Genomic DNA, 12,933 nt, shown 5'->3' with positions numbered 1-12,933 from the left:
CGGCGCGGAAAGGCCGGTCGCGACCGCCGTGCGATTCTTACCTGTTCGAACCAACACAGGGTGATGAGTGCGACCCCTCCCGGCCCGAAGGGCCTCCCGTTGTTCGGCGCGAGCAGACAGTACGCCCGCGACCCGTTTACGTTCCTGACGGCCGTCGCGGACGCCTACGGCGACGTGGTCCACTTCGACCTCGGCCCGCTGGACACGTACATGCTCACGAACCCGGCGGACGTCGAGACGGTGCTCGTGAGCGAGGCGTCGAAGTTCAGAAAGCCGCAGTTCCAAGACCGCGCCATCGGTGACCTGCTGGGCGACGGCCTGCTCATGAGCGAGGGCGCGACGTGGAAGAAACAGCGCCAACTCGCCCAGCCGGCGTTCGACGTGCGGCGCATCTCGACGATGGCCGGCATGATGACCGACCGGACGGAGTCGATGCTGTCGTCGTGGGGCGACGGCGACGTGGTGGACGTGCAACTGGAGATGGCGCGGCTGACCGTCGAGATAATCGTCGACGCCATGTTCGGCACCGACCTCGACGACGAGCGCATTCGGCGGGTACAGGAGAACCTCGAACCGCTGGGCGCGCGGTTCGAACCCGACCCGCTTCGGTTCCTGACGCCCGACTGGGCACCGACGCGAGAGAACCGCGAGTACAAGCAGGCGCTGTCCGAACTCGAATCGCTCGTCTGGGACATCGTCGAGGAGCGCCGCGGGACCGAGTACGGCGGGACGCCGGCGTCGTCGGTGCCGGCCGAGGCGACGGGCGAGGAGCGGCCGATGGACCTGCTTTCGATTCTGCTCCGCGCCTACGACGAGGGCGAACAGACCGAACAGAACCTCCGCGACGAGCTGATGACGATGCTCCTCGCGGGCCACGACACGACGGCGCTGACGCTGACGTACGCGTGGTACCTGCTCTCGCAACACCCCGAGGCGGAGGCGAAGCTCCACCGCGAACTGGACGAGGTGCTCGGCGGGCGGACGCCGACGTTCGAGGACGTGCGACAGCTGGAGTACACAGAGCGCGTGCTGAACGAGGCGATGCGGCTGTATCCGCCGGTGTACGTCATGTTCCGCGAGCCGAAGGTGGACGTTCGCCTCGGCGGCTACCGCGTCCCCGCGGGGTCGGCCATCATGCTCCCGCAGTGGGTCGTCCACCGCTCGGAGCGCTGGTGGGACGACCCGTTGGAGTTCGACCCGGACCGCTGGGCACCCGAGCGGGCCGACGACCGGCCGCGCTTCGCGTACTTCCCGTTCGGCGGCGGGCCGCGCCACTGCATCGGCAAGCATCTCTCGCTGCTCGAAGGGCGGCTCATCCTCGGCACCGTCGCCCAGCGGTACGAACTCGACTACGTCCGCGACGAGCCGTTCTCGCTCCGCGGGTCGCTGACAATGCATCCCGAGGAGCCGATGGGGATGCGGCTCCGGGCGCGCGACTGACGGCGCGACCAGCGGACACGGGCACACCGCCGACGCCGGTCGAACCCTCGCCGTCAGGCCGGGAGCGAAATCGAGGCCGTGGTCTCGCGGAACGACGAGTCGTAGATATCGAGTTGCGAGACGGTCCACTCGATGGGGTCGAGCGGCTGGCTCGCGACCGCGCGGGCGTCCGCGACGCTGCCGCCGCGAGCGAGCGTGACGTGCGGGACGTAGTCGTCGCCCTCGATTCCCTCGATAGCGCCGAACTCGTCGGTGAGCGTCCGGTGGAGGTCGAGAAGGCCGGGGCTGTCGACCGCGAGGAAGACGACCGGCGCGGCTCCGCGGGGCGGCTCCTCGAAGAATCGGATGTCAGTGACGCGGGCTTCGAACGCCGGTTGGCCGGCGAGCGCGCGCCGCAACTGTTCGCGGAGGCGGTCGAGGTCGGCGTCTTCGAAGCGCTTGCAGACGAGCGTGTGCCGGTCGCGAACCCGGTCGAACGGGGCGAGGTACGGAAACAGGTCGGACGCGAGGCGGGCGACCCGCCCCGGAACCGGGACGTTCAGACTGTACACGCCCGTGTCTCACGCGAGAGACACAAAGGCGTATCGTCGTCGCCGCGGGAACGTCAGATTCGGTCGAGCAGCCAGAGGACGATGAGCGCCGCGACGACGAGTCCCAAAAGCGGCTGGAGCGGGCCGAGCAGCGCACCGAACAGCCCGAGCACCTCGCCGATGATTTCGAGGACGAGCCAGACGAGGACGAGCAGGAGGATGATTTTCAGCAGGTCCTCCACGTCGATTCGGCCGCGGTTCGTTCGCATACCGGGGCGTGGGGCGTTCGCGGACAAATAGTTGGTGGCCGGGTGAGTGGGTGGGTGAGTAGCCGGCTAGCTTTATTCCGTCTCGGTGTCACTCTCCACCATGGACAGCCTGTTCTACCAGCTCGGGAAGCTCTCGGCGTCCTCCTCGTCGTCTTCGTCGTCGGGCGCGGAGCGGGTCGACAGCGAACCCGGCCGAATCCCGCGGTGGCTCGGTCCCCTCGCGGTCGCGGTTGTCGTCTTCGGCCTCGCGGTGGTCGTCTTCCCCGTCACGCCGCTGACGCTCACGGGCTACGTCGTCCTCGCGCTCGCCGTCGCCGCGGTGTACGACGCGGTCGAAATCGTGCAGGCGTACGAAAAGCGGACGCTGACGGTGTTCGGCGACTACAAGGGCATCCTCGAACCGGGGCTGAACGTCGTCCCGCCGTTCGTCTCGAAGACCTACCGCTTCGACATGCGGACCCAGACGCTCGACGTGCCCTCCCAAGAAGCCATCACGGAGGACAACTCGCCGGTCACGGCCGACGCAGTGGTCTACATCCGCGTGATGGACCCCGAACGCGCCTTCCTGCAAGTCGACAACTACCGCCGGGCCGTCTCGCTGCTCGCCCAGACGACGCTCCGGGCCGCCCTCGGCGACATGGAACTCGACGACACGCTGGCCCGCCGCGACCACATCAACGCGCGCATCCGCCGGGAACTCGACGAGCCGACCGACGAGTGGGGCGTCCGCGTGGAGTCCGTCGAGGTCCGCGAGGTGAAGCCCTCGAAGGACGTCGAGAACGCGATGGAACAGCAGACCTCCGCCGAGCGCCGCCGCCGCGCCATGATTCTCGAAGCGCAGGGTAAACGGCGCTCCGCCGTCGAGAAGGCGGAGGGTGACAAGCAGTCGAACATCATCCGCGCGCAGGGCGAAAAGCAGTCGCAGATTCTCGAAGCGCAGGGCGACGCCATCTCGACTGTGCTTCGGGCCCGGGCGGCGGAGTCGATGGGCGAGCGCGCCATCATCGACAAAGGCATGGAGACGCTGGCGAACATCGGCACCTCGCCGTCGACGACGTACGTCCTGCCGCAGGAACTCACGTCGCTGCTCGGTCGCTACGGTAAGGGGCTGTCCGGCTCGGACGTACAGCAGGCGGCGGGACTCGAAAGCAAGGCGTTCGACGAGGAGACCCGCGAACTCCTCGGCCTCGACGACATCGGTGAAATACTCGGGGAGTTGGACGGCGTCGAGACGGCCGACATCTCCGCGGACGCCGTCGACATCGAAATCGAAGACGGCGGCGTCGAGGCTGAGCGCGTCGAGTGAGAGAAAATCGGAGGCGCGAATCAGTCGGAGACCCGTCCGACGCACCGGGGGCCGGTGCAGCGTCGTGTCCGGTCTGCGGGGGCGACCGGCGCGAGTCCCGTCGTCCGACCGTCGCGGTTCGGTGAGGCGCGAGGCGGACGTGAGACGGGAGCGGCTCGGTGCGTCGACTTTCGGGTCGCGGTTGATTTCCCGCCCGTCCGGTCGAACGAGAGTCGGAACCCTCCGGGAACGTCCTCCCGAACGGGGACGAGACGGGCGTCGGCGTCCCACCACCGGTCTGCGGTTCGCGCAGACACCACACTAGACGGAACAAACACTATTAATCATCTAGGTCGTTGGAGCACCGCGCGCCCCACGAGAGCCAACCCGAGCGATTAATCGCCTTTATTTCTATTTTTCAAGAGGTAGAATAATTTAACCACGTCCGACTCTGACGGTGTGGCATGCAACAGCAATCGTCGGTCGGGACGCGGTCGCTGTCGGCGTCTCGCGCCGAGATGAGCGAGATTCTGATGCCCAACGACACGAACAACCTCGGACGCGCCCTCGGCGGGCGGATTCTGGAGTGGATGGACGTCTGCGGGGCCATCGCCGGGCGGCGCTTCGCTGAACGGCAGGTGGTCACGGCGTCGATGGACCACGTGGACTTCCTCGCACCCATCGACGTGGGCGACGTGGTGACCGTCGAGGCGTACGTCTTCGACACCGGCCGCACCAGCATGGACATCAAGGTGGACGTGACCGCCGAACGCCCGAGCGAGGGCGACCGCCGCGAGACGCTCACATCGTTTTTCACCTTCGTCGCGCTCGACGACGACGAGAATCCGGTTCCGGTCCCGGACCTCGCCTGCGACTCCCAAGAGGAGCGCGAACTGCGCGACTCGGCGCTCCAGAAGCGCCGCGAGCACCGCGCCGCGCTGGCAGAAGAGTTCGAGTAGCGCGGCCCGCTCGCGGACCGCGGGTTCTTGTTCTTATTCTTATTCTTCGTCCGCCGCGCGGACGGTCAACACCGGCGCGTCCGACTGCCGGACGACGCGCTCGGTGACGGAGCCGACGAGGTAGTGGTCGAGACCGGTGCGGCCGTGGGTCGCCATCACGACGAGGTCGATGTCGCCGTCGGCGGCGTAGTCGACGATAGTCGAGTGCGGCACGCCCTCCACGACGATGCGTTCGGTCTCGACGCCCTCGGGGAGCGCCTCGACCGCGGCGTCGGCCGCCGACTCCGCGCGGTCGAGTTCGGATTTTTCCCACACGTCCGGCGCGATGCCGGCCGAGGGCGACTCGAAGCGGTTGCGCGAGTCGGCCACCGACAGCACGTGAACCGTCGCGCCGTAGGTCTCCGCGAGGGTCGCCGCGTGTTCGATGGTCGCGTCGGTCGCGTCGCTGCCGTCGGTCGGAAGCAGGATGTGGTCGTACATGGGTGAGAGTTCAGAATCGAGGACTGTGAAAGTGGTGCCAGTGGGGGTGGTTCGGGTGGTCGTGAGTCGTTAGATACCCAGCGCCATCAGGAACAGCGCCAGCGAGATGACGGCGAAGAGGACGCCGACGAAGTTCTTGATGACGCTGGTCTCCAGCGCGTTCGACACGTAGGGCGCGATTTGGCCGCCGAGGACCGTCGCGGGGACGGTGAAGACGACCATGTTCCACGGCGTCGTCGCGAGGCTCAGCGAGTGGCCGCCGACGAGGCCGCCGCCGAAGACGTGGACGAGCGACGCCAGGATGGCGGTCAGCGCGACCACGATGTGGTTCGTGCCGATGGCGACGCGGACGGGGACTTTCGTGCCGAGCATCGAGATGATGCCGAGTTCACCGATACCGAAGCCGGCGAGGCCCTGGAACATCCCGCCGACGCTGTAATTGGCGAAGCGACGCAGGTAGCCGCCGCGGGTGTAGGTGTAGTCGTCACCGTCGCGGTCGACGCGGGTGACGGTGCCGTCGTCGGCCGTGTTGACGCCCGCGGGGCCGAGCTTACCGGGGTCGTTGGGGAGGCTCGCGGAGACGCCGCCGTCGGTGGCCGCGGCGTGGTCGGAGTCCGACGAGCCGTGGTCCTCGTGGCCGAGGTCGGCGTTGAAAAGCAGGTACGACGCGGCGAGCAGCGCGATTCCGAGCAGCGCGTGGAACACCACGTCGGGGATGACGAACGAAAGCAGCGCGCCGCCGACGACGAACGGGATCGACCCGCCGACGAGCGTCAGCGCCAGCCGCCGGTCGACGAGACCGTACTGGATGAAGGCGACGGCCGAACTGGAGAGGCCGAACGCCTCGCTGATGAGGCCCACCTTGACCAGCGTCGACGAGTCGAGCGGGTGCGCGAAGATGGGGAAGATGAAGATGAGAAACGGGACGAAGAGCGCCGACCCGCTGATGCCGACCGTGTTCACGATGGTCGCGCCGGTGAGGAACACCGGGAACAGCCACCAGTACTGGAGCCAGTACTCCATGCCTGCACCCGACGGCGTCGGTGCCATGGTGAACACCGAGACGAGGAACAGCAGGGGAGCGATGAACACGAGGATGTGTTGGTACTTCAGGAACGACTTCTGAACGTGACTGAGAGACTGAGAGCTCATGGTTCTCGTTGTTGTCAGTTCGCAGTAGCGTTCGCGTGCACTCGCGTGGAGTGACGCGTCGAAAACAGCCCGTTTGCCGAGTCATCAGCGGCACCGACCCGCGCGCGTTCACCGTCTCCCGAGGATGCGACCGCGTCGCACACCGGGTGGACCGGCGTGCGGTGGTCGCCCGAACTGTCGAGCACGGAGTGCTCGAATCCGCGGACCATTCAGGTAATACCTCCGTTGGGGTAGGCGTGGTGAACGGAGTGGGTTGCAGGCTCGTCCGCCGAGGTGCGGATCACGGTGGAACGGCCATAGCGAAGTCGGAGTAATAAGTCTTGATGTCGACCCACTGATTTGGGTACGGACCACACACCGACGCGCGTCGAAAAACCAGTAACATGTGTTTCTATCCAAAATCTGCGCTCACTCGTTGAGTTCGAACGCCCGTCTGACCAGCGCCCGTTCGGTCTCGTAGGTGAGCCGTTGGAGGGCTTCGACCGGGGTAACCCACTGGCGCGCGTCCACCTCGCCGTCCGGTTCGAACGGGCGCTCGTCGACGACGCGCATGTGCCAGACGAACACGCCTTTCGGCCCGGTCGGCGCGCCCGCGTCGTCGGGGACGCGGTACTCGTAGCGCCCGGCGAACCGGCCGCAATCGACCTCGCATCTCGTCTCCTCGCGGACCTCTCTGACGGCGGTCTCGACCAGCGTCTCGCCGGGTTCGAGTTTCCCCTTCGGGAGCGACCAGTCGTCGTAGCGCGGCCGGTGGACGACACAGAGTCGGCCGTCGTCTCGGCGGAGGAGGCCGCCGGCTGCGAACGTCAGGGTTGGGGGGTGAGACACGGCCGGTCAGAACTCGTCCGGCGGCGCGAGACCGTCGTCGTCGCCGTCTCCGCCGTCGCCGTCGTGTTCGTCCGGGTACTCGGGCGCGACGCCGTCTTCGAGCGCGTCCACGTCGAACTCGCGGCGGAGCGTCTGGATGCGGTCGCGGATGTCGGCGGCGAGTTCGAACTCGAGGTTGTCGGCGGCCTCCTGCATCCGGTCTTCGAGGAAGGCAATCTGTTCGACGGCTTCGTCGGCGTCGGCGGGGGCGTCCCCGGAGACGCCGCGGGTGTCGGTCTTGCTCCCCGGCAGGTTCGTCTCCCCGACCTCCTTTTCGATGGTCGTCGGCGTGTGGCCGTGTTCTTCGTTGAACTCCTGTTGGATGCGGCGGCGGCGCTGCGTCTCGGAGATGGCGGCCTCCATCGCATCCGTCATCTCGTCGGCGTAGAGCACGACCTCGCCGTTGACGTTGCGGGCGGCGCGGCCCATCGTCTGGACGAGCGTGGTCTCGGAGCGCAGGAAGCCCTGCTGGTCGGCGTCGAGGATGGCGACCAACGAGACTTCGGGGATGTCGAGACCCTCGCGGAGGAGGTTGATGCCGACGAGCACGTCGATGTCACCGAGGCGGAGCGACCGGATGAGCTCGTGGCGTTCGAGCGTGTCGGTCTCGTCGTGCATGTAGGCCACGTCGACGCCGGCCTCTTCGAGGTACTCGGTGAGGTCCTCGGCCATCCGTTTCGTGAGCGTCGTGACCAGCACGCGCTCGTCGCGGTCGATGCGCTCGTCGATGCGGGCCATCAGGTCGTCGACCTGTCCGGTCGCCTCCGTCACCTCGACTTTCGGGTCAACGAGGTGGGTCGGCCGGACGATTTGCTCGACGATTTGGTCGGAGTGCTCGCGTTCGTAGTCGCCGGGCGTCGCGGAGACGAAAAGCGTCTGCCCGACGGTCTCTTCGAACTCCTCGAAGGTGAGCGGGCGGTTGTCGTAGGCTGTCGGCAGGCGGAAGCCGTTTTCGACCAGCGAGTCCTTCCGGGACTTGTCGCCCGCGTACTGGCCCTTTATCTGCGGGAGCGTGACGTGCGACTCGTCGATGACGGTGAGGAAGTCGTCGGGGAAGTAGTCGAGCAGCGTGTAGGGCGCGTCGCCCGGCTCGCGGTCCGAGAGGTGGACCGAGTAGTTCTCGATGCCGGAGCAGTGGCCCGTCTCGCGGAGCATCTCGATGTCGAAGGTGGTGCGCTCTTCGATGCGCTGGGCGGCAACGAGGTCGCCCTGTCGCTGGAAGTGCTTCACCCGCTGTTCCATCAGCTCCTCGATTTCCGAGATTGCGCCTTCGAGCTGTTCTTCGGGGATTGAGTAGTGCTCCGCCGGGTGGACGAGCACCGCCGGCTCCGACGACTTCACCTCGCCCTCCAGCGGGTCGAGCTTCAGCATGCGGTCGATTTCGTCGCCCCAGAACTCGATGCGGACGGCGTAGCGGCCGTACATCGGGAACACCTCGACGGTGTCGCCGCGGACGCGGAACGTGCCCTGCCGGAAGTCCACGTCGTTGCGCTCGTAGTTGAGGTCGACGAGGGCGCGAAGCAGTTCGTCGCGGTCCATGCCCTGGCCGACCTCCAGCCGGAGGGACATATCGGTGTAGTTCTTCGGGTCACCGAGGCCGTAGATGGCCGACACCGAGGCGACGACGATGACGTCGTCGCGGGTGAGAAGCGACCGGGTCGCGGAGTGGCGGAGCCGGTCGATTTCCTCGTTTATCGACATGTCCTTGTCGATGTAGGTGTCGGTCTGTTCGATGTACGCCTCGGGCTGGTAGTAGTCGTAGTAGGAGACGAAGTACTCGACCGCGTTGTCGGGAAAGAGGCTCTTGAACTCCTCGTACAACTGGGCGGCGAGCGTCTTGTTGTGCGCGAGGACGAGCGTCGGCTTCTGAATCTCCTCGACCACCCACGAGACGGTGTTGGTCTTGCCGGAGCCGGTGACACCGAGCAGGGTCTGCACGTCGGCACCCTCGCGGAAGCCGCGGGCCAGCGCCTCGATGGCCTCGGGTTGGTCGCCGGCGGGGTCGAAGGGGGCGTCGACGCGGAATTCGCGGTCTGCGTCGGGTCTGTCGGCGGACAGGGGACCGGACTCGCTCATTGCCGGTCCTTGGGTCGCGGCGTACTTGAGCGAGGCGGTGCTTGTCGCCGGAGGAACGGTTTTGGGGCGGGCTATCGAACGTTCCCGTATGACCAGAGCCGAACTCGAACGCGCGAGCAACCTGCTCAAGGAAGCCGCCGAGGCGACCGAGGGCGACGTGCAGGAGCGACTCTACGAACAGTCCGACCAACTGGCGACGCTGGCGACGCGCGAGCAGGGACCGGACCACGGGCGACTCGCCCGGCACATGACGGTCCTTCACGACCTCGCCGAGGACCTCGACGGCGACGCGGCTGAGACGGTCCGCGAGGCCCGAAGCGAAGTCCTCGAATACCGCAAGGGCGTCCCCGGCGTCTGACGACCGGCGGACAGACCCCCTCATTTCTACTGGAACTCACTCACATACGCCGCGCGTCGGTGCTGTCGGTACGCGGTGAGCAAAAACGGGTTTTCACGCCGAGCGGGTCGCCAACGGCGGCCCCGGCGCGGAGACAGATGGCCGCTTAACAGACGTTCTTCGGCTTGACGCCCATGCCTTCGAGCGTCTCGACGTACTCGTCGTAGGCGGCTTCGACCACCGCGTCGGCGGCCTCGCGAGCGACGGCGTCGTCGTCGACGAGGTCGGAGACGGCGGCTTCGAGCGTGTCGAGTTGGTCGTTGAGGTCGGATTTGAGCGTGCGGAAGTCGTTGGCGGCCATCGGGTCCGCGTCACCGACGAAGAAGCCGACCATCTGCTCGACGGTCTTCAGCGAGACGAGCGCGCGGGCGAGCGCGCCGCCGAGGCGGCCGTCGGTCGTCTCGAACTCGGCGAGCACATCGTAGACGTTCGGCTTCGACCCGTCTGGCTCCGCGCCGACGGCCTCGGCGTGCTCGCGGGCGGTGTCCGCGAGGTCCGAAAACAGCGCGGCGGCCTCGTCGTTCGGTTCGTCGTCGGCCCACCAGTCGAACAGGTCGGCGGCGGCGGCGGCCTCGGCGGCGGCGGCCGCGCGGACCGCATCGCCGTCCATCTCGCCGCCGGTGACGGCGTACAGCGCCTTCGAGGAGCCGAGTCGGGAAAGCGGCGTCTCGTGGTCGTCGCGGAGGGTGTCGAGGAGTTCGGTCATACGGCCCCGTACGTCCGTCTCGGGTTTGTACCCATCGGCGGCGGCGAGTCCGGCGCGAGTCCGCGACGGTCGGGCGACGCTCGGGCGACGCTCGGTTCACCGGCCGACGAGCCGGCGATTCGTGACATTCAACCGAGCCGAATCCGTCCGAATATTAAACATTATATATTGTATTATCATGAAGTAATCCGGACAATGACAAACGCTATCAGGCAGGCGGCGGAGCGGAGTTCGAAACTGGTCGAACAGTACCTCCCCGACGCGTTCCTGTTCGCCATCATTCTGACCGGGGTGGCGTTCGTGCTGGCTCTGGTGTCGGTCGCGCCGGGCGAGGGGACCGGCGTCGTCGGGCACGCCGGAAACCTCCTCGTCGAGGGCTGGTACGGCGGCTTCTGGAACCTGCTTTCGTTCGGGATGCAGATGACGCTCATCCTGATGACGGGCTACGCGCTCGCACAGACGAAGCCCGTAGACCGGCTCCTGACGCGGCTCGCGGGCGTCCCGAGCACCGAGCGGGGCGCGGCCGCGATGGTGCCGGTCGTCGCCGCCGCGGCGTCGTTCGTCCACTGGGGACTCGGCCTCGTCGTCGGGGCGCTGTTCGCTCGGAAGATAGCGACCGAGATGCGCGGCATCGACTTCCCCATCGTCGTCGCCGGCGCGTACTCCGGCTTCGTCGTCTGGCACGGCGGCCTCGCGGGGTCGATTCCGCTTCTGTTGAACACCGAGGGGAACTTCCTCATCGAAGCGGGCATCCTCGACACGACGTTCGGCACCGGCGGGACCATCTTCACGGTCGCCAACCTCGTGTTGGTCGTCGCGGTCGGCTTCCTCTTCCTGCCGGCGCTGTTCGCGCTCATGTACCCGACCGACGAGACGAAGAAGACGCCCATCGACCCCGCGGAGTTCGAGACGGCGACCGACGGCGGCGAGCAGGCGACGGGCGGATGGGCCTCCACGACCGTCCCCGAGGACGCCTCGCTCGCGACGCGCATCGAACACTCGCTCGGCATCGGCGTGGCAATCGGCCTCGTCGGCCTGCTCGCGGTCGCCCTGTACTTCTTCGAGGGCATTCAGAACGGGACGATGCCGTGGAACAACCTCAACCTGAACATCGTCAACTTCGGCTTCCTCTTTCTCGGCCTGCTGTTCCACGGGACGCCCAAGGCGTACATCGAGGCCATCGTCGAGGCCGTCGAGAACGTCTGGGGCATCATCCTCCAGTTCCCCTTCTACGCCGGCATCATGGGCATCATGGCCTACGCGCCGGAGGGCTCGGTCAGCCTCGCCACGCAAATCGCACAGGGCATGGTCGCCGTCGCCCCCGACGGGACGCTCCCGGCGTTTGCCTTCTTCACCGCCGGCCTCGTGAACTTCTTCGTTCCCTCCGGCGGGGGCGAGTGGGCCGTCATCGGTGAGACGCTCGTCACGGCCGCGAAGGCGTCCGGCGAGTCCATCCCGCGAGTCGCCGTCGCCGCCTCGTGGGGCGACGCGTGGACCAACATGATTCAGCCGTTCTGGGCCATCCCGCTGCTCTCCATCAGCGGCCTGTCGGTCCGCGACATCATGGGCTACTGCGTGATGGTGCTTCTCGGCGCGGGCGTACTCGTCGCCGTCGGTATCAGCGTCCTGCCGATGTAGCCCGCAAAAGAAACCGTACGGTCGGGTCCGACTCGAATCGAGCCGAGGCGGCTCAGTTACCCTTCTCGACGGGCGCGCCGACGAGGTTACCCCACTCCGTCCACGAGCCGTCGTAGTTGGTGACGTTCTCGTAGCCGAGGAGTTCGTGAAGGGCGAACCACGCGATGGACGAGCGCTCGCCGATGCGGCAGTAGGCGATGGTGGACTCGTCGCCTTCGATACCCTGGTCCGCGTAGAGGTCGCGGAGTTCGTCGGCGGACTTGAAGGTGCCGTCGTCGTTGACGGTCGCGGCCCACGAGATGTTGCTCGCGCCGGGGATGTGGCCGCCGCGCTGGGCGGTCTCCTGCAGTCCCGGGGGCGCGAGAATCTCGCCGGAGAACTCCTCGGGCGAGCGAACGTCGACGAGGGGAAGGCCCTTGTCGACCGCCTTCTCGACGTCGTCGCGGTACGCGCGGATGTCCTCGAAGGGACCCTTGGCGGTGTAGTCTCGCTCCGGGAAGGACGGGACTTCGTCGGTCGTCGGATAGTCGTTGTCGACCCAGTAGTCGCGGCCGCCGTTCATGAGATGAACGTCCTCGTGGCCGTAGTATTTGAACTGCCAATAAGTGTAGGCGGCGAACCAGTTGGAGTTGTCGCCGTAGAGGACGACCGTGGAGTCCTCGGAGATGCCGTGCGAACCGAGGAGGTCCTCGAAGTCCTCCTTGGTCAGCACGTCGCGGGTCGTCTGGTCCTGCAGCTGGGACTCCCAGTTGAACCCGATGGCACCGGGGGCGTGACTCTCGTCGTACGCCTCGGTGTCCACGTCCACTTCGACGAGTCGGTACGCCGCGTCGTCGCTCTGGAACTCGTCGAGGTGGCTTTCCACCCAGTCCGCGGAGACGAGTACGTCCTTCGCGTAATCGGAGTTTGACATCGCGTTTCCCCGTACAACAGGAAGGCCCATAACTCTCACAGCGACGGCATGTACGGCCTGACCTCGGGTGATGCGGCAATATTGTCCCAGATGTGGCGGGGGAGACGGCGAAAGTAACTCGTAAACCGGCCGTCTCGGGCGGTATCAGGCCGGTATCCGACGAAACCAGCAACAACATCCGCTACCCCGGACACGGGGCGAGGGGTGCGAAGAAGGTCGGA

14 protein-coding genes are annotated in these 12,933 nt (G+C 66.8%); 5 read left to right on the top strand and 9 right to left on the bottom strand.

The window, feature by feature from the left end:
- Positions 1–63 precede the first annotated feature (63 nt).
- Positions 64–1,440 carry a cytochrome P450 gene (locus ACSR87_RS07910; RefSeq protein WP_498530101.1) on the top strand — a complete coding sequence of 459 codons (1,377 nt, stop codon included), beginning with the start codon at positions 64–66 and terminating at the stop codon, positions 1,438–1,440.
- A 53-nt stretch (positions 1,441–1,493) separates the two neighbouring features.
- Here ACSR87_RS07910 and ACSR87_RS07905 read toward each other — a convergent pair whose 3' ends face one another.
- Together ACSR87_RS07905 and ACSR87_RS07900 are read right to left on the bottom strand one after the other, a co-directional pair.
- Complete coding sequence (locus tag ACSR87_RS07905) at positions 1,494–1,991, bottom strand: 2'-5' RNA ligase family protein (protein ID WP_498530100.1); 498 nt, start codon at positions 1,989–1,991, stop codon at positions 1,494–1,496.
- A 53-nt stretch (positions 1,992–2,044) separates the two neighbouring features.
- Positions 2,045–2,239 carry a DUF7554 family protein gene (locus ACSR87_RS07900; RefSeq protein WP_004045037.1) on the bottom strand — a complete coding sequence of 65 codons (195 nt, stop codon included), beginning with the start codon at positions 2,237–2,239 and terminating at the stop codon, positions 2,045–2,047.
- A 100-nt stretch (positions 2,240–2,339) separates the two neighbouring features.
- On the opposite strand from ACSR87_RS07900, the gene ACSR87_RS07895 reads away from it, so the two are divergent.
- Entirely contained in the window at positions 2,340–3,545 is a 1,206-nt protein-coding gene (locus ACSR87_RS07895) for an SPFH domain-containing protein (RefSeq protein WP_498530099.1), read from the top strand.
- 443 nt (positions 3,546–3,988) lie between these two features.
- Complete coding sequence (locus tag ACSR87_RS07890; protein WP_008576549.1) at positions 3,989–4,483, top strand: acyl-CoA thioesterase; 495 nt, start codon at positions 3,989–3,991, stop codon at positions 4,481–4,483.
- Positions 4,484–4,522: 39 nt separating this feature from the next.
- Here the strand turns inward: ACSR87_RS07890 and ACSR87_RS07885 are convergent, their stop codons facing one another.
- From ACSR87_RS07885 to uvrB, 5 genes are all read right to left on the bottom strand, one after another.
- A complete protein-coding gene (locus ACSR87_RS07885) occupies positions 4,523–4,963 on the bottom strand; it encodes a universal stress protein (RefSeq protein ID WP_498530098.1) in 441 nt (146 codons plus the stop codon).
- A 69-nt stretch (positions 4,964–5,032) separates the two neighbouring features.
- Positions 5,033–6,115, bottom strand: a complete 1,083-nt coding sequence (locus ACSR87_RS07880) for a sulfite exporter TauE/SafE family protein (RefSeq protein ID WP_004065846.1) — start codon at positions 6,113–6,115, stop codon at positions 5,033–5,035.
- A 14-nt stretch (positions 6,116–6,129) separates the two neighbouring features.
- A complete protein-coding gene (locus tag ACSR87_RS07875; protein WP_042665333.1) occupies positions 6,130–6,324 on the bottom strand; it encodes a hypothetical protein in 195 nt (64 codons plus the stop codon).
- A 199-nt stretch (positions 6,325–6,523) separates the two neighbouring features.
- Positions 6,524–6,943, bottom strand: coding sequence for an NUDIX hydrolase (locus ACSR87_RS07870; RefSeq protein ID WP_498530097.1), 420 nt, complete (start codon positions 6,941–6,943; stop codon positions 6,524–6,526).
- Positions 6,944–6,949: 6 nt separating this feature from the next.
- A complete protein-coding gene (uvrB, locus tag ACSR87_RS07865) occupies positions 6,950–9,058 on the bottom strand; it encodes an excinuclease ABC subunit UvrB (RefSeq protein ID WP_498530096.1) in 2,109 nt (702 codons plus the stop codon).
- Positions 9,059–9,146: 88 nt separating this feature from the next.
- On the opposite strand from uvrB, the gene ACSR87_RS07860 reads away from it, so the two are divergent.
- Entirely contained in the window at positions 9,147–9,416 is a 270-nt protein-coding gene (locus ACSR87_RS07860) for a DUF7553 family protein (protein ID WP_498530095.1), read from the top strand.
- A gap of 145 nt (positions 9,417–9,561) precedes the next feature.
- Here ACSR87_RS07860 and ACSR87_RS07855 read toward each other — a convergent pair whose 3' ends face one another.
- On the bottom strand, positions 9,562–10,161 hold the full coding sequence (locus tag ACSR87_RS07855) for a transcription antitermination protein (protein WP_498530094.1): 600 nt from the start codon (positions 10,159–10,161) through the stop codon (positions 9,562–9,564).
- Between the two features lie 195 nt (positions 10,162–10,356).
- On the opposite strand from ACSR87_RS07855, the gene ACSR87_RS07850 reads away from it, so the two are divergent.
- Entirely contained in the window at positions 10,357–11,799 is a 1,443-nt protein-coding gene (locus ACSR87_RS07850) for a short-chain fatty acid transporter (RefSeq protein WP_498530093.1), read from the top strand.
- Between the two features lie 52 nt (positions 11,800–11,851).
- On the opposite strand, the gene ACSR87_RS07845 is transcribed toward ACSR87_RS07850, so the two are convergent.
- Positions 11,852–12,712, bottom strand: coding sequence for a sulfurtransferase (locus ACSR87_RS07845; protein WP_004968763.1), 861 nt, complete (start codon positions 12,710–12,712; stop codon positions 11,852–11,854).
- Between the last annotated feature and the right edge of the window lie 221 nt (positions 12,713–12,933).

The organism is Haloferax sp. SDI50, from assembly GCF_059802635.1.
The sequence above is the reverse complement of the archived record's forward strand: the minus strand, read 5'-3'. Positions and strand labels throughout refer to the sequence as shown.

What these genes read in the sequence shown, in the direction of transcription:
- ACSR87_RS07910 (WP_498530101.1), top strand. Translation starts at nt 64, where the DNA reads ATGAGTGCGACCCCTCCCGGCCCGAAGGGCCTCCCGTTGTTCGGCGCG.
- ACSR87_RS07900 (WP_004045037.1), bottom strand. Translation starts at nt 2,239, where the DNA reads ATGCGAACGAACCGCGGCCGAATCGACGTGGAGGACCTGCTGAAAATC.
- ACSR87_RS07895 (WP_498530099.1), top strand. Translation starts at nt 2,340, where the DNA reads ATGGACAGCCTGTTCTACCAGCTCGGGAAGCTCTCGGCGTCCTCCTCG.
- ACSR87_RS07890 (WP_008576549.1), top strand. Translation starts at nt 3,989, where the DNA reads ATGCAACAGCAATCGTCGGTCGGGACGCGGTCGCTGTCGGCGTCTCGC.
- ACSR87_RS07885 (WP_498530098.1), bottom strand. Translation starts at nt 4,963, where the DNA reads ATGTACGACCACATCCTGCTTCCGACCGACGGCAGCGACGCGACCGAC.
- ACSR87_RS07880 (WP_004065846.1), bottom strand. Translation starts at nt 6,115, where the DNA reads ATGAGCTCTCAGTCTCTCAGTCACGTTCAGAAGTCGTTCCTGAAGTAC.
- ACSR87_RS07875 (WP_042665333.1), bottom strand. Translation starts at nt 6,324, where the DNA reads ATGGTCCGCGGATTCGAGCACTCCGTGCTCGACAGTTCGGGCGACCAC.
- uvrB (WP_498530096.1), bottom strand. Translation starts at nt 9,058, where the DNA reads ATGAGCGAGTCCGGTCCCCTGTCCGCCGACAGACCCGACGCAGACCGC.
- ACSR87_RS07860 (WP_498530095.1), top strand. Translation starts at nt 9,147, where the DNA reads ATGACCAGAGCCGAACTCGAACGCGCGAGCAACCTGCTCAAGGAAGCC.
- ACSR87_RS07855 (WP_498530094.1), bottom strand. Translation starts at nt 10,161, where the DNA reads ATGACCGAACTCCTCGACACCCTCCGCGACGACCACGAGACGCCGCTT.
- ACSR87_RS07850 (WP_498530093.1), top strand. Translation starts at nt 10,357, where the DNA reads ATGACAAACGCTATCAGGCAGGCGGCGGAGCGGAGTTCGAAACTGGTC.
- ACSR87_RS07845 (WP_004968763.1), bottom strand. Translation starts at nt 12,712, where the DNA reads ATGTCAAACTCCGATTACGCGAAGGACGTACTCGTCTCCGCGGACTGG.